This window comes from Desulfobacterales bacterium (assembly GCA_034003325.1).
GTDB lineage: Bacteria > Desulfobacterota > Desulfobacteria > Desulfobacterales > JAFDDL01 > JAVEYW01.
Genome location: JAVEYW010000009.1, coordinates 79,366 through 102,998 on the forward strand (window position 1 = coordinate 79,366; position 23,633 = coordinate 102,998).

A 23,633-nucleotide genomic window follows, 5' to 3' on the forward strand; every position below is an offset into this window, starting at 1 on the left:
GCAAATCGATTTCGCTCAGCATGACGGGATTAATTTGCGGCCGTGCAAAGATAAGCAATAACGCAACAAACGGAATCAGGAGGTATAAAATCATATGAAAAAACTAAGCATGGTATTATTAACGTTGTTTTTAGTCATCGGGTTATCCGGCACGGGTAATGCGGCACTGATGGGGGATTTGTTGAACGGCACTTCAATCACGGTCGGGGATAAGCTTTTTGATAATTGGGCCATCGAGGTGCTGATTGATGACGCTGGTACTTTCGATCCGACGGGCATTGAAGTTATCGGGATTAATGATAACCCCTTAAACCCGGGGCTTAGCTTCTTATCAAACGGCGCTTTTTATGTAGAAGATGGCGATTGGCTTGATATTGAAATCAGCTTTAAGGTGACCGTCCTGAATCCCTCTCTTTTCATCAATGGCGTTTCGCTTGAAATGACAGATGGCGTTATGACCAAGCTGGATGGTGGGCTCTTTGGCACCGTGGTAATCGGGGAGGATATAGGTACCACCGAAGGGGATAACGATCTATCAGCTTTTGATCCATGGGTTGAGTGGGATCCGGAGTTCGGAATAGTTGCGCTTTCAGACGCCGTGAGTCTTGACCCGATATCAGAAATTTGGGTGCTGAAAGATATTTTTCTGACGAGTGAAGCAGGTGGTACCGTAAGCCTGGATGGTTTTCAGCAGCGTTTTTCGCAGACGCCGGTTCCCGAGCCGTCCACCATGTTGCTGCTGGGTTTCGGTTTGGTGGCGCTGGGAGGATATGTGAGAAGAAAAAGACAATAAATTCTTTTTGCAGCCAATTGCTACGATTTCAGAAGGGATGCGGTTGAAAATCCGCATCCCCTCTGGTTTTTTAAACAACGAATAAGGACCGCAATTTTCAGCCATGACAAGCCATCAGCCTGCCCGATGCCGCCTATTAATTCAGATCTTGATGCTTTTAAGCGCCATTTCGCTTTTTTGTTTGCCGGCGCACAGGGGAAGCGCGAGTGCCTCCTCGCTTGGTATCGAAGTGAAAGGGACTCTTATCGATATTCAGGCGGACCATGTGCCGGTGATAGAAATCCTCAAATCCCTCTCCGACAAGACGGGCCTTGTGGTTGAAACGGGTGATCCGCTGGAAAATCCGATTTCTCTTAAGCTGAAAGATATTTCTCTGGAAAAATGCCTTCAGCGGCTTCTGATTCATCAAAACTATGCCTTGACCTATGCGAAAACAGGTGATGATTTTGTCCCCATCAGCGTCCGCATTATCGGAACCAGCCTTACGAAACGACTGGAACCGGAGCCGGCCGCCGCGGCTGAACCACCCCGCTCGCCCGATCCCGCCGTCGAAGCGCAGATGCCGCAGGATGATCATATGAAAAAATATCAAAAGTCCTGGTTTGCGATAGCGGTTGAGGATAGCGCTGGGCTGGCGGGACAGATCGATACCGAAACGCTTGAAGCGAATGATGCCGATATGCCGGGCCTGCGGATCAAGGCGATCGCGCCGGAGTCCCTCTTTTATATGATCGGTTTAAGGGAAGAGGACCATATTCAGGAGGTAAACGGCAAAGTCGTCAAAACCGCCAAAGAACTCATTGAAACCTTGCAGCGCGCTACGGGCGAAACGCTCGGCATGATCCGAATTGCGCGGGCGGATAAAAATCCCATCTATATCGAGCTTCATTGACGTATTTTTTACAAAACGACATTAGGATGCCTTGCGTGCCGATACGAGCCAGTGCGGCATGGGCGCGGGTAATGTCTGAACCGCTATTTGAACAAAGCCCGCGTCTGTAAGCCACTTTTTTAGCTCCAGGTCCGAAAATACCCACCCATTATCAGTGGTAAGCGCCATATTTACGGCGAAAAGAGCGGAAAATTTGGGGGAGGTATGCGTGGCATCGGTCATGACATCCAATACGTGAATCAAGCCGCCGGGAATCAGCGCATCATGGGCCTTTTTAAGGATTTGTTGGATTGATTCAGGGGATTCCTGGTGCAGGACCCCTAAAATATTCACCACGTCATTATTCCCTGGAAACGCGCTCGTGTGATAATCTCCGGGCAGGGTGTGTACGCGACGGCTCATGCGTTGCAGCTCGATCAACTCTTCGGCAATTTTTACGATATCCGGCAGATCCAGGACAGTACAGTCTAAATTGGGGTATGTCTGCGCGAGCAGGACAGAAAAAGTTCCGGGGCCGCCGCCTACATCCAATAGCCGTTTCCTGTCTTTGAGGTTCATCAGCGGTATCAGGGCTCGCCCCATCCACAGGGCCCTGGCATGCATCGACAGCACAAAGGTTCTCGTACGGCTTTCATTGGTGCCCAAATGAAGTTGCGGCTTTTCCACCGGATTGCCGGTTTTAACGAGTTGGGCGAGATTTCCCCAGGCGGCATAGACATCACGATTATACCGAATGGCTTCCGAAAGATCGCCCGGTTTGCCGGGCACGAGAAAGGTATTGCTAAGAGAGCTGTTTTGATACAATTCGCCCGTTTTTTCCAGAAGGCCCACAGCCACACAACCATCCATTATCAGGCGGGTGCCGCGGGGGTTGAGGGAGAGTGCCTTTGCGAGCGTGTCAGCGGTGGCGGAATTCAATTCGGATAATTTGCTGAAGATGCCCAGATCTGAAGCGGTAAACAACACGCACGAATCATAAAAGACACTGGCCAACTCCAGAATTCGGCTGGGGTTTTGTGGCATGACGACTCCTTGAACCAAAACAGGTGCAGGGTGAAAAAGGAATGGAAGGACGCAACATAATTCTTTCTCGATGCATACACTGGTTGCCAAGTGCAACCCCGGGTTGAAATTGATGCCAGTCGCGCCCTTCGGCATTCTCCATATCAAACAATGCTTGTCGGATGTACTATGGTTAGCGGTTTCATACTTTTTTTTCAATCATGTTGTTGAGCGAATACTTGATGCTGATGATCGCGTAGGCGGTTACCAGATCCTTCACATTGTGTAAATAGCGCGCGTGTGTATGCACCCAATACCCCTCCTCATGTTGCATCGAGATGAGTTTTTTAATTAATTCCTCCCGCCAGGGGTGCTTGACACCCTTGCTGTCTTCGATGACATCCTCTCCGAGCGCATCAAGACATTTGGCGAAGGTCATATAATAATAATACAAGGCATCCTGGCCGAAGCCGGGGTTTTCATCCAGCGTATAATTGTTTTGAATCCAGGACACAGCAGATTTAACCCGAATATCGTTTTTGTCAACCTTTGCATAGAGAAGGCTTTTGACGCCCGCATAGGTCATGGAACCATAGGAGTGGCTGCGCTCTTTTTTATAAGTGCCTGTTTCATAGATAAAACCGCCGTCATCCACTGCGTAGGGCATATCATTGACCGATTTGACATTTTGGCAGCGGGCTAAAAATACCAGGGCTTTTTTCCAATGCAATCCCAGCTCGGCCTCATCTTTTTCCATCTGATCCTTATTTTGGGGCGCAAGCTTGGTGTAACGGGCTTCATAATCTTCCGCTGCTTTGATGGCGTCCAAAGCGAACTGGGTGTTGGACAGATCGGGCCGGTCATCACCACCATAACCAATGCCGCCGTAAAAGGGGTGGTCCTTGGCAACCCCTTCATCCTCATCCAATTGAAATTTAATCAAAAACTTTTTTGCGTTGTCAATGATAGTCGCGTATTTTTCCATTTTGCTTTCTGCAAAGGCAAGCAGGCAGACGGCGGTCATATAATTTCGGTATTCCTCCTTATATATGGCGCCATCGGGCTTGACAAAGCTCTCCAGGTATTTAAATCCATTTGCAATGGCGGGCTCGCTTTTTTCGCCCGGATTATAGATCGGCTGCAGCAAAAAGGAATAGAGCACCAGCGCGGTAATGGCCGGGTTGTCGTTCCAGGAACCGTTCGGCAACTGGGATTTCAGTAAAAATTCATGCGCCTGTTCCAGGGTGTGTTTGGATTCATTCAACAAGGAAAGATGCGAAGAGGAGTTGAACGAAGTGATCAGCCGGATGGGTTGTTCTTCAGCTCCAAGGCAGGTGGTTGTGATGGAAAAGATTCCGGCAATGAGTATAAATACGAGCATCTTCTTTAACATGGCTATCGTCTCCTGATGATTATTTCAAAATTTTGATCTATTTTTAAGTCGCTATGGTCTTTATTGACTTCAAAACCGAAATTGCCGCTATATGGATTCTTTACCTTTGAGAACAGGTTGATGACTGTTGTGGGGTCCGGCCAGACACTGATGTAACTCAATTCCAGGTCACCGGCATAACCGTGGTCCGGTATAAAAATGCCCCCCGTATAGACCCAGAGCAAAGGATCTTTGGTGTTTTCACGGTTTCGCATCAAATGCTGCATGTCCACTTTTCTGCCGTCATCTATAATTTCAAGCTCTATCAAGCTTTCTTGGTAATCTTTCAGTAATTGCGCTGTCCCATCGCTCTCGCGAATTAAGTTGATCATTTTTTCAAAATTCATCGGTTTGCACCCGATGAGCAGCAGTGCGAAATTCAGTTCGGATGGTTTGTTACCAGTAATTTTCAGTACGCTCTCATAGGTCTTTCCCTCATTTCCGACTAGAAAATATTCTAAAATCCCTTCTTTGATGGCAAGTTGGGCTTTTATTCTCACCTCTTTTGTTTTTTTGTTAATTTCGATATTGTTTAATCGAATAAGATTCGGATCTTCCGAGCTGCCCGCATTTTTTGCTTTCGCACCGATAACCGGGGTGACGAACAGGGAAATCAATAAAAAGAAAAAACAAATTTTTAATTTATGCACAATCAAAACCCTTCTGCGTATTTTGCGGGAAATCCGCTAGTTGCGCATTGATACTGGATTGATAAACGTTTCAAAAAGGGGGATCGGGCCGTGAAGCGTGTTATTTTCACGGCCCGATAGAAAGGGGAAACACGGTGAACATTTTTTGGGGAAAAATGCATTTACCATATGAAATAGCAAATACCTTGCCAACAATGACAGTTGCTTTAAAAAATATAACTTTATTTAATTACGGGTGGTTATTAAATATGAGGTCTCTTGGAAATGAAAAAAGGCGCCTCCAAATGATATTTTTTAGCCGTTGGTGGACAAAAAATAGCTTTTTAGATTAAATTTCATAGTCCTTGCATTTTTTTCGCAATGTCGAGCGATGCAGCCCCAGAAGCTGCGCTGCGTGGGCCTGGTTCTGGTTGGTCCGGTGAAGCGCTTCCCGGATCAATGTCTTTTCAACAGATCCGACAACACTATCGAAAATCGATGCGGTGGGCGCATCGCTTTTTATCACCATCTCAAAATGATCGCGTGTCGCACGGTCCAATTGATCCAATGATGATTCATTTGCCCCCGGAGAATGTGCGGAATTCAGGTCAAAAGCATATTCGGGGAGAATATCCTCTCTGGAAATCACCATGGCGCGTTTGATCTGGTTTTCAAGCTCTCTGACATTGCCCGGCCAGTCATATTTGGTCAGGCGCTTCAGGGCTTCTTTGGTTAAGCCTCTGATTCTACGGTTTAATTCAATATTTCCTTTCTGGATGAAATGATCGACCAGAAGCGGAATATCCTCGCGTCGCTCTCTGAGGGGGGGCAGGTGAACATTAATCAGATGAATACGGTAAAATAAATCTTTTCTAAACCGGCCCGCAACCACTTCCTCGAATAAATCCTTGTTGGTGGCGGCAATAACTCTCGCGTTGGTCTGTATGGGCGTGTTGCCGCCGATCCTTTCAAAAACCTTTTCCTGAAGCACTCTCAGCAATTTGACTTGGAGGGAAAACTGCATTTCACCGATCTCATCCAGGAAGATGGTTCCCCCGTCGGCGATTTCAAATTTACCCAATTTGCGATTTTCAGCTCCGGTAAAAGCACCCCGCTCGTAACCGAACATTTCGGCTTCTAAAAGGTTCTCCGGCATGGCGCCGCAATTGACGGCCACGAACGCCTTATTTTTTCGAGGACTGTTTGCATGAATTGCGCCGGCAACCATTTCTTTTCCGACACCACTTTCCCCCGTGATGAGCACGGTGACATCCTGAGTGGTCAGCAGGCCGATCATTTTAAAAACTTCCTGCATGGCCGGGCCGTTGCCGATGATTTGTCCCAATGCGGAAGGGGTAACCTGAAAATTTTCTGTACCGCTTAACGCAAGCGATTTTTTTCCATCTATGATGCGGTTGATGATGGCTTGAATTTTTTCAAGGTCCAAGGGTTTGCTCAGATACTCATAGGCGCCTAACTGCATGGCTTTTATCGCAACATCCATGGCGCCGAAAGCCGTCATGAAAACAATGGCGATTCCCGGCGCCACTGAGCGGATTTCTTTGAGAAGATCAAGCCCGTCCCCGCCCGGAAGACGATAATCAAGGAAAACAATCTCTGGTTGATGGGTTTTAATTTGTTCCAGCGCATTTTCCGAATCTCCCGCCGATAGGGGAAGGTAACCTTCGTCTTTAAGAAACGCTTCAAAAGCGATACGAATCATCTCTTCATCATCTATCACCAGAATTCGTGTCATGCTGATTTACTTCCCGTTAACAGGTAACCAGATCGAGGCTTTTGTTCCACCTTCGACGCGGTTTTCCAGTTTAAGGAGGCCACCATGTTTTTCTATGATCGTACGGCTGATGGCAAGTCCCAGTCCCATGCCTTCCGGCTTGGTGGTAAAAAAAGGTTGGAAAAGCCGCTCTTTATCCTCATCAAGAAATCCCGTACCTGCGTCTTCTATGGCGATTTCAACAAAATCACTGTTATCAATCCGCGTCGAAAGGGCGAGGTCCCCGCCCTTTGGCATAGCGTCCTTGGCATTTAATACAAGATTCCATATGACACCCTTAATCTTCTCGTGGTCCATTAATACTTCGGGAAGATCGGGTGTGAGGTTTTTTTGAATTCTGATGCGTTGCGCGTGAAGGCTCTGCTCTGCCAGTTGGATTACTTCAGTTAGCACCTCATTTGGATTATGCCGTTCAAGGTGCAGCTCACTGGGGCTTGCTCTTTCAATCATCTCTTGAATAATACGATCCAGCCGGTCGATTTCCTTTACCAGCAACAGAAAAGTTTTTTGATCATCGGGCCGGTCGTTCAGTCGTTTTTGAAGCACTTGTCCGAACATTTTGATACTTGTTAATGGGTTTCGGATTTCATGCGCCAGACCTGCGGCCATTTGGCCTGCTGTGGCCTGTTTTTCAGAGGCGACCAATTTGACTTCGAAGGCTTTAACCTGGTCAAGCATATGATTGAAGGAAGCCGCCAGGCTGCCGATTTCATCGCTGCTGTTGATATCCGCCCTTTCACTGAGATCCCCTCTTGCAATTTTCCCGGTAACGTTGGCAAGCGCTTCCACAGGGGCGGTGATGGTTTTGGCTATCATATAGGCGACAAGCGCCAACATCAGCATTCCGAACAGAGAGATGCCGCCAAGGCCGACGATGATCCCGGTACGTAACTGCGCCATGTCGTGCTTCGGCATCCAGATGGAGAGAAAAACGGGACCGGGATCCGGCAGGACAAGGGGCTTGACAATGGTTCGATAGCTTACCCCCTTGAAATCAAAATCCTTTTCTTTAAACGGATTTTTCGCATATTCTTTAATGGATGCGTGGAGAGCATCTGAGTGATTCTGTGTCAGGAAGGTGCTTCTGATCACAAGTCCGTTTTTATCGAAAAGGACGATATCCGATTTAATGATCTCTTTTATTTGACGCAAGATAGCCGGGTTTAAAATATAGCTGGATTTTGAAACGGCGCCGGCAACCTGTTCCATTTGTGATCTAAGGCTTTGGTCTAAATAGCGCGTGATGATGTATGCTGAAAACAGCCAGGAGAAAATGGAGGTGATTCCAAACAAAAGTGTAAAGGGCAGAATGATACGATAAAGAATTCGTTTCGGCCTGAAACTGAACGCATTCCGACTCATGATCGGGGTACCTCTATACGAAGTCTCCCTCCACCTGCATATACAGACAGCGCTTGCAGGAAAGGTTACCCGGAAAGGGTTTGTTCAGCGCCAATCGCAATTCGTGAACGCCGGCAAATAAGCGCAGCAGAAAATGCAGATCCGGACCGGCCGTCCCTTCCATATCCGTGCCCACAAAAGGCCAGAAGAGCGACAGAATGGGATGGATGCCGCGGGAAAGGAGCCACCGGGCGCCTTCGAGATTAGACCGAAGGGCGGCTTCCGAATCTTTCAATGTGTCGTCGAGAACCATTTCAGCGCCGATGACAAAGGCACTGTGTACGTTGTTTTCTCCGAAAATCGATACCGCTTTCACAAGGGAGGCCTCCCACATATCACGACCGAAGAACCTGGCCTTACCGGGGCACACGCGCTCCCATATCTTTCGATCCCATACCTCCAAGTTAAAGCAGACCCCATCGGCGCCGGCTTCCTTAAATTCTTTCAGGCGTCCGGGGGGTAGCGCCTGAGAGCCGACGGCAAGATAAATATCTTTTGAGACATCGCGGAGGCCGCGGACAATATTCAGGTAGCGATCCGCTTCCAATTCCGGGTCGGTCATGGAGCCGCCGGTAAGGTAAAGGTGTCTGGCTCCGGCCGCTATCCCCTTAGAAACCGCTTCCGCAGCATGCTGCAATATGATTGAAGGAATTTCCGATTGTCCCTCTTTTTGACCCAGGGCGCGGCTGCGCGCATCAGGGAGCCCGTAACCACAGAAAGCACATCGATAGGAACCTTTGGAGGGTGCGCCGGTTAAACCGGTACTTTCCATCGGCGTACTCCAGTATTCACAGGCAGGCGTCAGGTTGAGCACCATCATATCCCCGTGCTGATTCAAGCCGCATGCATTTAACGGCGTGCCGTCAGACGCGGTATGGCTATGCCAGATGGGGCGATCCGCAAAAGTGAATGAAATAAAGGGGGCTCCCTCGTCCAAAAGCAGAAAGTTTTTCCCCTCATGACGCGCAATCGTAAAGGGGCTTTCTTCACGACACCGCAGCCTAACGAGAGATCCGCTGTCAAGGTTCATCAGATAGGGCACTTCCACCGCAGTTCCGTCCGGTAAGCAATGAGGCCGAAAGTCGGGGAGGGCCGTCTTGGCGGCTTCAAGCATCAGCGGATCAAACTTTACACCCAATGATAACAGCGCCGTTTTCATCACCACCGCGGCTGGCAGTGCGGGATATTGCTGAGCAAGATGAGATAGTGTCGCAGTCACCTTTACATTCCTTTCTTTTAATTGTCGCTGGCCGGCCTGACTTCGAAGACCTCATAATCCACAAAAGGGGAAAACGGCTTGTTGATCTCATGAAGCCGTTTCATATCGGGGACGTCTAACAGTGTGAAGGAGCATGATTGATCCATGGTTACATAATCGACAACAACGGTAAGATCTTTAGGAGGGGCGGCGTAAAAACGCTCCAGCTCAGCGTTAAAGGCCTGTTGTTGATCGACAGTTAAATTTTTCTTCATTTTGCTTATTTGCATAATCTTCATCGGCGTCTCCCGGAATTTCAAAAGTTTCGTTTATCACCAGGATAAAAAAATCCCGGCGTTGCCGTATTGCTTCATCACGCTTTTTAATCTTTAACCATTTTGATGAGTAATGAATTTTTATCCAATAGTCAACCGGCTCCCGTAAAATCTGCACCGTGATTTTGTCCTAGTATAAATTGCGTTAAAATTTTTATTTGTTATGGGCAATTCCGGTTTTACACCTCTGCCCCGAAGGGCTGTGTAACATAGCCCAGGGTTGCGGCGAAGCCGCTACCCCGGGGAAACGATGAACCAACCAATTAACCATCAACCTCAATGGGGCAGTGTCCGTCTTGCGCATTCCGCAAGAACGGCTCGCGGTATTCCAAGATACGGCGGCCGCAGCCATATGGGAAAGAGCGGGTTTACGTTAAATGTCATGTTGAAATTTGGTTTTATTTTATATATAGACAGAGGCCATCAAGGTTAAAAACATTTTAAAAATCAATATATTCAATGAGGGTTGCCCGGAACGATCGTTTTGTCGTTCCATGTGGACGCCCTTTTAATGGAAACCCGGTAAGCGCGTATGAGGATATTTCTTAAAGTCGTCATCTTGACGATCTTGCTTGCATTGCTGTTTCTTCTGGGATTTATCCTTTTCGGGGAAAGCCTGACCACGTTTTTTACCCAGCAAAAGGTGAGCGCCTGGTTTGTATCAATAAAGTCATATGCCTGGCTGATCGGAATTGGGCTTTTGGTTTCCGATCTTGTTTTACCCATTCCCGCTACACCCATAATGGCCGCGCTGGGGACCGTCTACGGCCCTTGGCTTGGCACTCTTTTTGGTTTCGCCGGTTCCTGTCTTGCCGGCTTTTCCGGTTATTTTATAGCCCGTTGTCTGGGTAAAGGCGCGTTGAAATTAATCGCTTCTGAAACTGAAATAGTTCAGTTTCAGGGATTTTTTAATACCTGGGGGGGCGCAGCGATCATTATCAGCCGAATGACCCCCATATTGCCTGAGGTAATGACGATTCTTGCCGGTTTATCCAAAATGAAAATCGAAAGGTTTACCTTGGCGCTGTCTTTGGGAACCTTACCCACAGCATTCCTGTATGCCTATATCGGGCACGCGGCCAAAACCGAACCGGTTTACGCCGTCATCGGCGCAACGCTTTTACCCTTGGCGATTTGGCCGATTTATTTGAAAATGACGTCTAAAGGCAAATGAACACGCCCCTTATCCGGCAAAGCCGGATGCTGGAATGCTGGAATGCTGGGATGCATAAAAGCCATCTTTCACCTTCGGCGAATATACACGCAAAAGCGTGCATGTTTCTGGTAAAGGGCTTAAAATTGCGGCCTGATCGCTTACAACGACAATTTTTTGTCGATATGGTGATCGAAAGAGGCTAACGAAAGGAATCTTCTGTATGTCAACGGCTGTTGTTCGTTATCGGGATGAAACTACTGCGATATCGTGTCCCTACGGCCATGTGGAGCGAATCGTCACCGGCGGGGAAGGCGGCATCGCCAATGTTCACGTGGTCACCGTCACCAAGGGAGAAAGCCACATGCATAGTGGTTATGACGAGGTGTACTATGTGCTTTCCGGCACCGGTTCGATTATATTGGGAGAAAAGACTTGTCCCCTGCGACCCGGCGCGGCGGTTGTAATTCCGGCCGGTGTTCCGCACGCGCTTGCTGCGGACTCGGACGTACCTTTATCGTTTGTGATCTTCGGTTCTCCGGCTATGAGCATAGATGACGCGCGGGCCAGGCCCCGAGCTTGCCCGGACCAAGGGTTGCCTAGAGTTTAAGCGGGTTGGCAAGCGAATCGGTGTTTTCAGATGATCATATTTGGTCACTTAATGATATTTTTTATTCAGAAAGGTTTTTTTCAAACGGCGTTTATTCTGACAAACTCCTCTTTTTAGTCTCCATGAGTCAAATCGATAACCATTCATAACTACTTTAATATATAAGATAATATATGCCCACCGGATATCCGGTTGGACTTTGGAATAAAAGTCGTCCCAAGAAATACCAATGGCATTGTTTTTGCCTCTACTCCCAAAGGTAGCCCAGCCATGCGATTGAGCCGGATATGGAAAGAAGCCTTTCATTTTATAGCGAATAAGAGGAGGAGAGGGGTGATGCGCAAGAGGAGATTTAAGAAGTGGATGACGGTCGGCGTGTTTTTGTCGATGGGATGGTTGATTCGGATGCCTGTTTTGGCAGCGGAAGGAGTTCAATATGAGCTGGCGCCGGTGGTTGTCACGGCAACACGTACTGAAAAAAATCCAAATTATATTCCTTATTCGGCGCAGGCGCTGTCGAGCGAGCAGCTTAAAAATGAGCAGATGGTTCGTACCGTGCCCGAAGCGTTGAAGGAGATTCCCGGCATTATGGTGCAAAAGACCGCTCATGGGCAGGGATCTCCTTTTATCAGAGGCTTTACTGGGTTTCGAACCCTTTTTCTCATTGACGGAATTCGGCTTAATAACTCGGTGTTTCGCGACGGACCGAATCAATACTGGAATACGGTCGATCCCCTTTCGGTCAAACGGCTTGAAATCCTCAAGGGACCCCAATCCGTGCTGTTCGGCAGCGATGCGGTCGGTGGAACGGTTCAAGCCATCAGCGTTGAGCCGGATATGAAGAGCGGTTCAGGTACGAATATTCACGGCAGGGGTTATTACCGGTATGCAAGTGCGGAGAATGCCAATGTGGGCCGCGCGGAATTAAGCGGCATGATTGCTGATAAATTGGGGGTTATCGGTGGGTATTCTTATAAAGATTTCGGAAATGTGCATTCCGGAGGAGACTTAGGAGAGCTTCCCAAAACCGGATATGATGAATGGAATGCAGACGCAAAAGTCGTTTATCAGGTGACGCCCGGGAGCAAAGTAACGATGGCGTACCAGAAGGTTGTTCAGGATGATGCCTGGCGAACACACAAAACAATTTACGGCAAAGGCTGGGAAGGAACGACTGTCGGAAATGAAAAGGTCCGCTCCCTTGATCAGGATCGAGAGCTTTTTTATATGAAATACAGCGGAAAAAATCCGGCCGGTTGGCTGGACGGCCTGGATATCACGGCTTCTTATCAGACGCAGGAGGAGGAGCAATATCGGGTCAGATCCGATAACCGGTCGGATGTCGAAGGGGTGGATGTCGGTACCAGCGGGTTATGCGCTCAGTTGGATACGGGAAGCCCGATCGGCTGGCTTACCTACGGACTGGAATATTACCACGATGAAGTTGACTCCTTCCTGCGAAAATATAAAGCCGATGGATCATTCAGCGGCGCGGAAATTCAAGGTCCCGTGGCGGATGACGCCAGCTATGATTACCTGGGCGCCTATTTTCAGGATGATTTTCAGGTAACTGACCGGTTGGGGCTGATCGCCGGAATCCGATACAATTATATGAAGGCGGATGCGGACAAGGTCAAAGACCCGCTTACGGGCGATCTGATGACACTTGAAGACGACTGGACCACCCTTGTGTCCAGCCTTCACGGGCTTTACTGGTTGGACGCCGGCGAGCAGGTGAATCTGTTCGCGGGCATATCACAGGGGTACCGGGCGCCGAATCTTTCCGATCTAACGCGCTATGATACGGCGCGCAGCAATGAATTGGAGACGCCGGCGCCGGATTTGGATCCCGAAGAGTTTGTGTCTTATGAGATCGGTGTCAAATTAAGATCAACCCGTTTTGCTTCCCAGCTCTCTTATTTTTATACGGATATAAGGGATATGATTGTCCGGGCGCCCACCGGCCGAATCATCGACGGGGATAACGAAGTGACCAAAAAGAATGCAGGCGATGGGTATATTCACGGGGTGGATCTGAATTGCACCTGGCGGATTTTCCGAGATTGGGAGGCCTTCGGAGCGTTCACCTGGATGGACGGAGAAGTGGATAGCTATCCGACATCCGATCCGATAAAGGTGACTGAGCCGGTCAGCCGGCTGATGCCGCCGACATTTTACGGTGGGCTGCGGTGGGAACCGGTACCCCCTTGCTGGCTGGAAGGGTATGTTACCATCGCTGGAAAGCAGGATGATTTATCTGCATCGGATATGGAGGATACGCAGCGAATACCGCCGGGCGGAACTCCCGGATATACGGTATATGGCGTCAGAGGGGGATGGCATTTGACGAAAAACCTGACGGCTTCAGCCGGAATCGAAAATATCACCGATGAGGATTACAGAATTCACGGCTCCGGGCTGAATGAACCGGGAAGAAATTTTATTGCCACGCTGGAAGCGACGTTCTGAATTCATTTTCCGGAAATCGGCGGGCGCTGCGTTTTCGGCCGTTAATCCGAAGGAGCAGCCATCCCGCCAAAGCCGGAATAGTCGGGGGCTATGTTTCAGGGTTTAAAAAAAGATAACGCGACGGGTGCTTTCAGAAACTCTTCGGTGTATAGATGCTGAAAAAAGGTGGTCAGCCCTTTCATTTGGGGCGTCTTCAGACCGAAGCAGAAATTGGCGAAGTATTTATCGCATATTTTCTTTTCCACGCGCAATCGGGCCGAGGCATTGATGGCGGCTTCCTCCAGATGTCGCATGCCGGTTTGTCTGGATTCCGTTAATAGATTGAGCACGGTGGCAACGGTTTCAGGATGTTTTTCCGCAAACGCTTTTCGAACCGCCCATACGGCAAAGACAAAGGGCAATCCCGTCAGCTCGGACCACAGATCTCCCAGATCCCAGACATAGGGGAAGGCATCATGCCAGTTTTCTCTTAAGGCCGTATCTCCGATCACAAGGACGGCATCGTCATCGGCGCGTACATCCCGCGGGGACAGGATTTTACCGGTTTCATAAAGAGGCGCCACCCGGCGCATTTTCAGCACCAGCCGAATGAGCGCCGCGGCGGTGGCCGATTCATCCGTGACGTAGATTCGCTTGCCGGTTAATTGCGCCAGGGGGTGCCGGCTGACCAGCAGCACGCTCATGACATTTCCCGCGCAGGCGATACAAAAATCCGGAAGCAGCAGCCACTCCCGGTGATGCCCCGTGTAGGCAAAGGCGGATACGGAGCTGATGTCCAGCTCTGCCGCGGCCAGTTTCCGGTTTAATTCGGCGGGGGGCGCACTCACGATTTGCAGCCATTCCGGTTTTCCGGCGTGCTCAAGGCCGTAATAGATCGGATCGACATTCACATAGGCGATTCGTCCGAGCCGGACGGGTCGATCCGTTGCTAAAAGAGAGGGTTCCAACATCATTTCAATCTTCCTCCCCGTACACCATTTTTTCCAGCAGCGTCGATGGGTTCGATGCGTTCACGGGCAGGTAGAGCATGGCCGGAAACATCCCCTGTTTCAGCATACCGAATTGCGTTTCAAATCCCAGCGCACGCGCGCCGTTGACGGTCGCCATGGCAAAAATTTCCTGCGGGGAGATACTGGGGTAATTGATGGCCACGAGTTTCATTTCGTCCCAAACACTTAAGGTGGAAACGCTTGCCAGGCTGTCGGTGCCGAAGCAAACGTTCAGGCCGGTGCTCAACATGCCGCTGATATCCGGCAATTTCCCGTGAAGGTTGAAATTGCTGCGCGGACAGACGCATATATTGACCCCGTGTTTGGCCAAAAGGTCAAAATCCTTTTGCCGTGCCTGAAGCAAATGAACCGCAACGGTTTTGTTATCCAGAATTCCCAGCCGATCCAGATGAACCACCGGTGTGGCGCACGGCAGTCCCCAAGTGGAAAAGTCGATGCCGCGCTGAAACAGAAAATCGGCCCAATCACCCCCGGCGGAAAGAATGAAGGTCAGTTCATCCCCGGACTCCGATAGGTGAATACTCATCGGAAGTCCTTTTTTGCGAGTTGCTTTTTTAATCGCTTTCAGCAGATTCGGGGAGGTGGTGTGGGGGGCATGGCCGGCCAGCGAGTTTCTGAGTGTTCCGGTGGCGCTCAGAAAATCGGTTGGTTCGGGAATCAGGTTGCCGAGAAATTCCCGAAAATAAATGCCGGACAGGTGGCTATTCGCGAGTGGGCGACGGGAATATCCCAAGGAGGAAATATCCCCGATCACCGCGCAGCCGCTTTGTTTCAATTCGTCGATGCCGCATTGAATGCCGGCCATGATTTGTTCGTTTGACAAAGCCGTGCGCTTTTCAAGCAGGGTGGCCACCCATTTGCTAAACGCCTGATGATAAGAGATCTTGTTGCGCAGCGCACCGAGTTCCAAATGCGTGTGGGCGTTGACCAGTGCGGGCGCCAGAACGCCCGGACCGTGATCGATGGTTTTTGGGCAGGGAGGGGCAGATCCCATGCCAACGGATGTGATCCATCCGTTTTCAACGGCCACATATCCATTTTTGTAAATAGCGTGGGGAGAAGCGATGACCCATCCGGCGCGATGAACCGTTGTTGAAATATCGAGTGTTCCGGAGGGGTGAGGCGGAAACGGAATCGGACAAATATTCACGATGAATGCTCCGGTGAAACGGCGCGGTAAAAGCAATCGCGCTGAACCGCGCGGTATCCGGCGGCCTCAATGAGCCGCACCATTTCACTTTCGGGTAACCTGAAATGGACGCCGGCGGCGGCGACGACATTTTCCTCAATCAGGGTGCTGCCCATATCGTTGGCGCCAAAGGTCAGCGCCATTTGGGCAATTTTATCCCCTTGCGTCACCCAGGAGGCTTGCACATTCGGGACATTATCCAGAAACAGGCGGCTTAACGCCAGCACGCGCAGGTATTCGGCGGCGGTGGCTGCCTGTACTCGAATGCGGGTATTGTCCGGCTGAAAGGTCCAGGGAATAAAGGCCGTAAATCCGCCGGTGTCATCCTGAAGGTCGCGAATGTTAACCAAGTGGGAAATAATGTGTTCCGGCGATTCAATATGACCGAACATCATCGTCGCCGTGCTTTTAAGACCCATCCGATGCGCGCAGCGCATGACATTGAGCCAATCTTCGGCGGAACACTTATGGGGAGAGATTTTTTTTCGAACCTCATCCACTAGTATTTCGGCCCCCCCGCCGGGAATGGAATCCAGTCCGGCCGCAACGAGCGCCGTCAGCGTCTCGGTGACGGTTAATCCGCTTTTTTTTGCGATAAAATCGATTTCGGTAGGTGAAAATCCATGAATGTGAATGGTGAAATTACCCTTAATAAAGCGAAGAAGATCGAGGTAGTAATCCAGATCGAGCGCGGGATGCATGCCACCCTGAAGGAGAATCTGGGTTCCACCGAGAAAAAGGGTTTCTTCGATTTTGGTTCTTAATGCTTCTTTTGAAATAATGTAGGCCTCCGGAGAATCCTGATCCCGGTGGAAGGCGCAAAAAAGGCATGCCGAAACGCACACATTCGTATAATTGATATTACGGTCCACAACATAGGTGACGACCGGTTCCGGATGGTGGTGAAGACGGCTCAAGTGGGCCAACCGGGCCAGTTCGAGAAGGGGCGCCTCATGGAAAAGGGTCAGAGCATCGGCTGTGGTCAACCGTTGGCGGGTGAGGGCGTTTTGCATTGCCGTATCGAGCCGGTTCATTGGGCAGGCCCTCTTCCGTGATTCTGCAGATTTACCGGCCGATAAAAGGAATCCCGCTCCACCGGGTTGAATCGGGCGGCGCGAATGAGGTGTATCATATGTTCACGCGGAAGCCCCTTGGCCGAGGTGGCACCGGCCATATGGGTGATTTTCTCTTCGATAATGGTGCCGTCCAGATCGTCCGCGCCAAAGGACAGAGCCACCTGAGCGAGTTTTTCCCCGATCATGACCCAATAGGCTTTAATGTGATCGATATTGTCGAGCATCAGGCGCGCAACGGCAATTGCCTTTAGATCATCGAAGGCCGTGGTGGCCGGCAGGTGGGATAGCGCCGTATTTTGCGAGTGAAAGGCCAACGGAATGAAGGCGGAAAATCCGCCGGTTCTGTCCTGTAACTCCCTCAGCCGCAGTAGATGGGTGACGCGCTCCTCGACGGTTTCGATATGGCCGTACAGCATGGTCGCGTTGGAGGGAAGGCCGGCTCGATGTACCGCTTCAATGATTTTAAGCCAGCGCCGACCGTTGATCTTTTTTCTGAACAGCCTATCGTGAATCCGGTCGCTGAGGACCTCGGCGCCGCCGCCCGGCAGCATGGCGAGTCCCGCGTCAACAAGTCTGAAAATGGTTTCTTCAATGGAAAGTCCCGAGGTTCGGGATAGGTAATCGATTTCAACTGCCGTAAAGGCTTTGATGGTGACTTGCGGCCTTACCGATTTGATGAGATTCAGAAGGTCTAAATAATAATCGAGGCCCAGTGCCGGATTTAGGCCGCCCACCACATGCAGCTCTCGAATCGGCTCATCGGCTCTTGTATTCAGTGCTTCGCGGATTTGTTCCAACGAGAGGGTGAAGCCGCCGGGTTCCCCCTCTTTTCTCGAAAAGGCGCAAAATAGGCAGTTGTTCGCACAGATATTCGTGTAATTGAGATGTTGATTATAGACAAAAAATGCCGTATCTCCATAGCGTTTTCGGCGCACCGAATCAGCCAGGCGACCGACGCCCAGCAGATCCCGGCTTTCGTATAATCGAACACCATCATCAAAGGTCAGCCGCTTGCCGGCGGATAGTTTATCCCGAATCGGATTCAATCGGGTGTCTGAAAATGGCAACACCGTAACAGTCCTCTTGGTCCGCAGTGCTTGCTGCGGCTCAGATTGCTTGAACCGAATAGAAACGGTTCGGCGAAAGAAAATAACCGCAATCGGGTTGAATGGCAAGGACTATTATCAACCCGGTCCATGAACCCATTAACGCCGACTGTTTATAACTTTTTAAAAATACAGAGCATTAAACACTTTTATGGCGCGTGCTTATTGAAGAGATGTGTTTCTGCTGATATAGCGAGAGGCTAGCTGACATTGGCGCTCCGGTGAATCCGTTCAAGCAGGTTAAGGAACTTCGCAATGGTACCATACGAAGAAATGAGCATTTTGATCGTTGATGACATCGAAAGCATGTGTAAATCGATTCGTGGCATGCTCAAGGTGATGCGGTTCGGGAAAAAATATCGGTTCGCGCACAACGGTGCGGAAGCGCTGAAAATGATCAGGGAAATTCCGGTTGATCTGATTATCTCGGATTGGAATATGCCTGGCATGACGGGCGTGGAAATGCTCGAAGAGATTCGGGAGGATCCGGCATTGAGGGATATCCCGGTGGTAATGGTGACAGCCGAGGCAAATCGGGAAATTGTGGCTGAGGCGGCCGAGTCCGAAATTGATGCCTACATTCTTAAACCCCTTACCGTCAAGGTGCTCAGCGACCGAGTAGTTGCGGTTCTGGAAAAAGCCAACAATCCGCCCCCGATGGTCCGGCATTTAAAGAAAGCAAGATTGCTGAAGGAAGACGGCGAGTTGGAGGCCGCCATTGCGGAAACCAAGCTCGCGCAAAAGGCCGACCCGAGGTCTTCCAGGCCATTGCGTGAACTTGGATACCTGTATTATGAAAAAAAGGAAACGGATACCGCCGAAAACTGGCTGATCAAGGCGGCCAAAATGAACAATCTCGATGTGTTTGCGTTTCACCTGCTCGGGGAGATCTATCTGCAGCGAAACGACATTGCCAAGGCCGCCGATTGTTTTGAACAAGCGATGAACATCAGTCCCCGGCACATTTCACGCGGCGTGTACTTCGGAAAGGCGTTGATTCAAAAGGGCATGATGGCCCGTGCCGAAAAAGTGCTCGACAAGGTCATCGAGTTATCGGGTTATTCTCAACCGCTCGTGGAAGAGATCATTTCGCACTGCATGGAACATAGGGCCTATCACTACGCCGTCAAATTGCTGAACGAATTGATCAAATTCGAACCGGACCGGGTGGATTTGCTTTCCCTTTTGGGGTTAGCCTACGAACAGATTGAAGAGTGGCTCAACGCGCTTAAATTTTTTTTGTTGGCGATTGAAAACGACAAGAAAAATTTGCCGATCAAGCTTCATGCGGCAAAAATATACAGTCGCATCGGCCAACCGTTTCGAGCGGAGATGATGTTAAGGGGTGTCCTTAAACTTGACCCTCAAAACAACGAAGCAATTGAACTGTTAAAACAGAATGGTTGATTGGACGGGTAATGGACGTTGATAACAGATTCTCTAAAGCGCTCATGAAAATGGTGGAAATTTCCAACCGGGCCGATCTTGCCTTCAATGACAAGCTTCAGCATATTTTAACTGAAGTCGTTATTTGTTTCGATGCCGCAAAAGGCTCTGTCATGATCAATCGGGAAGTGGAGTACCTGGAGGTTGTCGCCTCCACGGATTCCAAATTAATCGGCGTCCGGCAGCGGATTTCCGAACGATCTCCCGCTACATGGGTTTTTCTCAACGCGGCCCCGCTATATATGGAAAAAGGTATTCAAGGCCGGCCCATGCTCAGAAATAAATTTCAATCTTATCAAAAAGGTGCTTTTCTGATTGCGCCGATTGGGTGCGGCGATCAGGTGATTGGCGTGGTGAGCGTAACGGAAAAAAAAGGCGCGGATCTTTTTTCCGAGGAAGAACAACAGATTATCATAACGTTTGCGGGGCAGCTCATCGGCGCGATCGAAAAGAACCAGTTGACTGAAGCCCTGCAAGAGCGGCAGCGGGAGTTGGAACAGAGAAATTACGAACTGGAAAAACTGAAAAAACTCCGGACGGAGCTTTTCAATATGCTGGTTCATGACTTAAAAGGGCCTATTTCCGAGGTTGTGGCCAATATCGACATTCTTTCCTATACCGTTCAGGAAGAGAATATGGAATATGTCAAAGCCGCCCAGGCGGGGTGCGATACGCTTTATCGCATGATATCCGACTTGTTGGATATTGCGCGATTGGAAGAAGGAAGCCTGAACCTGGTCCGAGAACCCATCAGGCCCCGGGAAATGCTCTCGGAGGCCGTATCCAGAGTTCACAGCATCGCCAGAACCAGATCCGTTATTCTGCAGGAAAGATGTCTGTCGCCGCTAACGGATGAAACGTGTTATGGTGATCGGGGATTGCTGGTGCGGGTGCTACAAAATTTTTTGATGAATGCGATTTGCCATTCACCGGAAAACGAAGTCGTCGAGATCGGCTGTGCGATCGATAAAAACGGAGATATTCGGTGTGATGTGACGGACCGGGGTCCGGGGGTTGCTCCGGAATTTCAGAGAGCCATCTTCGATAAATATTTCCAGGTGCAAAAGAAAAACGATGGCCGGTTATACGCCACCGGCCTGGGGCTGGCTTTCTGCAAGATGGCGATTGATGCGCATAAAGGGAATATCGGTGTCGTAAGCGACGGGAAAAAGGGCAGCACATTTTGGTTCACTATTCCCGGTGGTGAATCATAGCCCGCCGAACCGGGCATCGACGGATAGACTGTCGATGATCGGCTCGCAACGAACCCGGATCAAGCCAGCACATGCTTGGCCAGAACAAAGCAGGTGAAGCGACCCTCAAATACGGTTTCGTCTTCACGAAGAACAAATACTTGAACCAATCGCTTTTTACCGTCTTCCGATAGAACGCGCGCTTCCGCAATGACGTGGTCCCCGACGCGCACAGGCTTTGTAAACCGTACTTCGGCGGCACCTAAGGTGACATTCGGATCATTGACGGCGATCATGGCCGCATAATCGGCCAGGCCAAAAATGAACCCGCCATGGACCAGACCGAACTCATCCACCGCCATTTTTGGAATGGCCGACAGTTCAACGCGACTGAAACCCGTTGCAACCGCCAGGGGGGTGCCGCATAACTGTGCATTGATTGTTTGGTGCGTAAGGATTTTCATGGAATCAGCCCTTTCGCCGCACGACGCGCCGCACGGTCTTTTTTCCGTCTTTTTTTCGAATGGCGACTTTTCGAACCGTTTTGACCTCGCCGGCTTCGGATGCGGCTGGAATGAGCCGGCCGTCGAAGTCTCGATGCTGAAAAGCACAGGTGGCCCTGGGGCATTTGAGCCCAACCCCGCCGTCTTGCTGCTGGAATTCAATCAAAAACGGGCTGTTGCATGTCGGGCAACTCATATGATGCGGCCTGCCCCAACTGACCAGGTTGCAGTTCTTGTTGGAGCAGTAATAATACGTTTTTTCCTTTTCCGTGGTCTTTGAAAGTATTTTGCCCTCTTTGCAGATAGGGCAGGTCATAGCAAGGTGCTCCTCAAATGCTTGTATCTTGCGTTCGATGGCTTCTTCTTCCGACAATTCATCGACAGCCGTTTCTTCCTCTTTATCTTCCGATTCTGGCCGGGGCACGACTGAATCAAGGGAATTCGAATGCGGTTGTGTTTCAGCCGGGAGGGGGGAGACAATATTCGATAAGGGCGGAATCGTCGCGGCGGATGCCGTTGTCGTATCGGGGGGGGGCTCCAGCACTTGTGTTATTGGGGGGATAGCAGCCTCATCATCAGAAGGGAATATGGGTTCCGGTGCTGGCGGAATCTCCGATGGATCCGGTTGTTTCGGAAAGAGCTCACGAATCGTCACGTTGCTGCTGAATCCGGAAGTGATTACAATCGTGGGATCTGAGGTTGGGCCTGCCAATCTGGCCCGAAGGGCGCGCAGTTTTTCAAGGTATGCTTCTCGCTGTTTCCGAGCAGCCGGGTTATCCTTTTTCCGTGCTGCTTCCGCCCGATGGCGTCTTAATGCTTCAGCGCGCTGTTTGCTTATGGATGTTCCCCTCGTCAAAAGGGTTTCATCATATTGTCTCAGCGCCTGCATGATTTCCTTTCGGCCGGTCATTACTTCCTCGGCGGCCTGCAGGGTATATGCGATGAGGCTGAGGCCGGGCATGGAAGGAAAGATAGCTTCCATCATGGAGAGAAACTTGATGGCCGGCTCGAGAGCCCGGTACTCTTCATCTGCGCCGATATGGATATATCCCATTTGCGCCAGATCTTGAATTTCCACCATGAGATGATCGTCCGCCTCGAACCCGATTTCATCAATGTCTTTCAGAAATGTCTGGCGGTTGTATCGTTTGGGAGCGGCACCGGGAAATTCGGCGATCTCCTTTTCTCGTTCAACAAGAATCAGTAAGCACGCGATCATATTCAAGCTATATGCCGGATTGCTATCGGATTCGCCGGTATCCAACAGCCGTCTGACATGGCGTTTCAAAACGCGATCAAACTTATCCATCAGTCTGGCCAAGCGGGCTTTATCGGATTTTGTGTCTTCGCTCATAGGGATTTTATCAATCTTCGTTTATCTCGGAAATCAGGTCAGCTATTTGAGATGCCATTTTCGACATCTTCTCCTGGGGCTCTTTTTCAGAATGCCCTTTCGTTTCAGTGGCCAGATTATTGGCTGTCGATGCCGGCATGTTCTCCGAAACTTTTTCATCTTCGATCAGGTCCGAAGCGGTCAGCGCCTCCATGGTTTCCATCTGAAAATCATCCGGTTCCGCATCAAACTCGGTCAGCTCATCCGCGAAGGTCACATCGGATGCGGCAGTTGAGTTCAAACCGGATGTAATGGCGGGCGTTATTAAATTGGCCGGCTCCTTATTGACGAGGGTAAAGGTGCTGGTGGTAGCATCGATTGCTGTTGAATGCTCGGTGTCTTCCGACATGGCCGCCAGTTCCGAGGTCAATTGCAGAATGTCATCCTCAAGCGCTTGCTCCGATTCAATATCCAACGTAGAGTCAAGCAGATCCGCCATCTCTTTTTCCATATCGGAATTATTGGTTGCGACGGCACCCGCATCAGCGATCTTATTTTCGGCTGGGGCGTTAACATTTTCAGGACGGTCTTTTATTTCCGAGGTCAGTTCCAAAATATCTTCATCAGCGGCCGGCTTGGGTTCTATATCGGACTCAGGAATCGACAGGATCCCCATCGCTTTTTTCAAGTCCTCTTCCGTGCCGCCGGTTTCGATTGAAACCGTTTCGGGCTCCGGAACCGGGCCTTCCGCGGCCAGCAATGAAAGGCAGGTGCCCTCGCGGTCAAAAACAACCGAAAGCGACATTTTGACTTCAAAGTCGAGCCGGTAGGCGACTTTATTCTCGTGAACGATGATGTCGCCGTCTTTGTATTCAATATCGTCCTGAATGCTCAACTGATGCCGATCCCGAATAATTTTTTCGATAGTACCCCAGTCGAGATCGCCGATAATGGTATCTATCAATTCGCGTTCACCGGTTTTTATGATTTCTGAATTCGTAATCTTCACTTGCATCACCTCGGTTGTGTTGGGGTCGTTTTCGGTTTTCAATTCTATTTTCGACACGC

At 50.0% G+C, this 23,633-nt stretch carries 22 protein-coding genes; 8 read left to right on the forward strand and 14 right to left on the reverse strand.

Translation table 11 applies throughout. The annotated features are described in order from the left end of the window. Positions 1 to 94: 94 nt before the first annotated feature. Complete coding sequence (locus tag RBT11_11220; protein ID MDX9787341.1) at positions 95 to 793, forward strand: PEP-CTERM sorting domain-containing protein; 699 nt, start codon at positions 95 to 97, stop codon at positions 791 to 793. Positions 794 to 896: 103 nt separating this feature from the next. Next, entirely contained in the window at positions 897 to 1,685 is a 789-nt protein-coding gene (locus RBT11_11225) for a PDZ domain-containing protein (GenBank protein ID MDX9787342.1), read from the forward strand. 21 nt (positions 1,686 to 1,706) lie between these two features. On the opposite strand, the gene RBT11_11230 is transcribed toward RBT11_11225, so the two are convergent. The 3 genes from RBT11_11230 to RBT11_11240 form a co-directional block, all read right to left on the reverse strand. Further along, entirely contained in the window at positions 1,707 to 2,708 is a 1,002-nt protein-coding gene (locus RBT11_11230; protein MDX9787343.1) for a methyltransferase, read from the reverse strand. A 181-nt stretch (positions 2,709 to 2,889) separates the two neighbouring features. Then, on the reverse strand, positions 2,890 to 4,080 hold the full coding sequence (locus tag RBT11_11235) for a prenyltransferase/squalene oxidase repeat-containing protein (protein ID MDX9787344.1): 1,191 nt from the start codon (positions 4,078 to 4,080) through the stop codon (positions 2,890 to 2,892). A 2-nt stretch (positions 4,081 to 4,082) separates the two neighbouring features. Beyond that, positions 4,083 to 4,769 carry a YdjY domain-containing protein gene (locus RBT11_11240; GenBank protein MDX9787345.1) on the reverse strand — a complete coding sequence of 229 codons (687 nt, stop codon included), beginning with the start codon at positions 4,767 to 4,769 and terminating at the stop codon, positions 4,083 to 4,085. A gap of 134 nt (positions 4,770 to 4,903) precedes the next feature. Between RBT11_11240 and RBT11_11245 the strand changes: the two genes are divergently transcribed. Beyond that, entirely contained in the window at positions 4,904 to 5,101 is a 198-nt protein-coding gene (locus RBT11_11245; GenBank protein ID MDX9787346.1) for a hypothetical protein, read from the forward strand. Here the strand turns inward: RBT11_11245 and RBT11_11250 are convergent. Genes RBT11_11250 through RBT11_11265 form a run of 4 tightly spaced genes read right to left on the reverse strand, consistent with a single transcriptional unit; the run spans position 5,098 to position 9,441 of the window. Beyond that, complete coding sequence (locus tag RBT11_11250; protein ID MDX9787347.1) at positions 5,098 to 6,504, reverse strand: sigma-54 dependent transcriptional regulator; 1,407 nt, start codon at positions 6,502 to 6,504, stop codon at positions 5,098 to 5,100. The genes RBT11_11245 and RBT11_11250 overlap by 4 nt on opposite strands. A 6-nt stretch (positions 6,505 to 6,510) precedes the next feature. Continuing rightward, the gene (locus RBT11_11255) at positions 6,511 to 7,905 is read right to left on the reverse strand and encodes an ATP-binding protein (GenBank protein MDX9787348.1); all 1,395 of its coding nucleotides are present in this window, start codon (positions 7,903 to 7,905) and stop codon (positions 6,511 to 6,513) included. A 13-nt stretch (positions 7,906 to 7,918) separates the two neighbouring features. Beyond that, positions 7,919 to 9,163, reverse strand: a complete 1,245-nt coding sequence (locus tag RBT11_11260) for a radical SAM protein (protein ID MDX9787349.1) — start codon at positions 9,161 to 9,163, stop codon at positions 7,919 to 7,921. A 17-nt stretch (positions 9,164 to 9,180) separates the two neighbouring features. Then, the gene (locus RBT11_11265; protein MDX9787350.1) at positions 9,181 to 9,441 is read right to left on the reverse strand and encodes a hypothetical protein; all 261 of its coding nucleotides are present in this window, start codon (positions 9,439 to 9,441) and stop codon (positions 9,181 to 9,183) included. Positions 9,442 to 10,009: 568 nt separating this feature from the next. On the opposite strand from RBT11_11265, the gene RBT11_11270 reads away from it, so the two are divergent. From RBT11_11270 to RBT11_11280, 3 genes are all read left to right on the forward strand, one after another. Then, the gene (locus RBT11_11270; protein MDX9787351.1) at positions 10,010 to 10,651 is read left to right on the forward strand and encodes a VTT domain-containing protein; all 642 of its coding nucleotides are present in this window, start codon (positions 10,010 to 10,012) and stop codon (positions 10,649 to 10,651) included. A 202-nt stretch (positions 10,652 to 10,853) separates the two neighbouring features. Continuing rightward, positions 10,854 to 11,240 carry a cupin domain-containing protein gene (locus RBT11_11275; GenBank protein ID MDX9787352.1) on the forward strand — a complete coding sequence of 129 codons (387 nt, stop codon included), beginning with the start codon at positions 10,854 to 10,856 and terminating at the stop codon, positions 11,238 to 11,240. A gap of 336 nt (positions 11,241 to 11,576) precedes the next feature. Next, complete coding sequence (locus tag RBT11_11280; protein MDX9787353.1) at positions 11,577 to 13,709, forward strand: TonB-dependent receptor; 2,133 nt, start codon at positions 11,577 to 11,579, stop codon at positions 13,707 to 13,709. Between the two features lie 95 nt (positions 13,710 to 13,804). Here the strand turns inward: RBT11_11280 and RBT11_11285 are convergent, their stop codons facing one another. Genes RBT11_11285 through mqnE form a run of 4 tightly spaced genes read right to left on the reverse strand, consistent with a single transcriptional unit; the run spans position 13,805 to position 18,054 of the window. Next, positions 13,805 to 14,662, reverse strand: a complete 858-nt coding sequence (locus RBT11_11285) for a menaquinone biosynthesis protein (protein ID MDX9787354.1) — start codon at positions 14,660 to 14,662, stop codon at positions 13,805 to 13,807. Between the two features lies 1 nt (position 14,663). Then, on the reverse strand, positions 14,664 to 15,869 hold the full coding sequence (locus RBT11_11290; GenBank protein ID MDX9787355.1) for an amidohydrolase family protein: 1,206 nt from the start codon (positions 15,867 to 15,869) through the stop codon (positions 14,664 to 14,666). After that, positions 15,866 to 16,942, reverse strand: coding sequence for a cyclic dehypoxanthinyl futalosine synthase (gene mqnC / locus RBT11_11295; GenBank protein ID MDX9787356.1), 1,077 nt, complete (start codon positions 16,940 to 16,942; stop codon positions 15,866 to 15,868). Before mqnC ends, RBT11_11290 begins: the two co-directional genes overlap by 4 nt. Beyond that, positions 16,939 to 18,054 (reverse strand): aminofutalosine synthase MqnE, encoded by a 1,116-nt coding sequence (gene mqnE / locus RBT11_11300; protein ID MDX9787357.1) that lies wholly within the window; start codon positions 18,052 to 18,054, stop codon positions 16,939 to 16,941. Before mqnE ends, mqnC begins: the two co-directional genes overlap by 4 nt. Positions 18,055 to 18,345: 291 nt before the next feature. Here mqnE and RBT11_11305 point away from each other — a divergent pair, with 291 nt between their 5' ends. After that, the gene (locus RBT11_11305; protein MDX9787358.1) at positions 18,346 to 19,497 is read left to right on the forward strand and encodes a response regulator; all 1,152 of its coding nucleotides are present in this window, start codon (positions 18,346 to 18,348) and stop codon (positions 19,495 to 19,497) included. Positions 19,498 to 19,508: 11 nt separating this feature from the next. Continuing rightward, positions 19,509 to 20,750, forward strand: coding sequence for an ATP-binding protein (locus RBT11_11310; GenBank protein ID MDX9787359.1), 1,242 nt, complete (start codon positions 19,509 to 19,511; stop codon positions 20,748 to 20,750). A gap of 59 nt (positions 20,751 to 20,809) precedes the next feature. Here the strand turns inward: RBT11_11310 and RBT11_11315 are convergent, their stop codons facing one another. Genes RBT11_11315 through RBT11_11325 form a run of 3 tightly spaced genes read right to left on the reverse strand, consistent with a single transcriptional unit; the run spans position 20,810 to position 23,616 of the window. Continuing rightward, entirely contained in the window at positions 20,810 to 21,193 is a 384-nt protein-coding gene (locus RBT11_11315; protein MDX9787360.1) for a hotdog domain-containing protein, read from the reverse strand. Between the two features lie 4 nt (positions 21,194 to 21,197). Beyond that, on the reverse strand, positions 21,198 to 22,586 hold the full coding sequence (locus RBT11_11320) for a hypothetical protein (GenBank protein ID MDX9787361.1): 1,389 nt from the start codon (positions 22,584 to 22,586) through the stop codon (positions 21,198 to 21,200). Positions 22,587 to 22,596: 10 nt separating this feature from the next. Then, the gene (locus RBT11_11325; protein ID MDX9787362.1) at positions 22,597 to 23,616 is read right to left on the reverse strand and encodes a hypothetical protein; all 1,020 of its coding nucleotides are present in this window, start codon (positions 23,614 to 23,616) and stop codon (positions 22,597 to 22,599) included. Positions 23,617 to 23,633 lie beyond the last annotated feature (17 nt).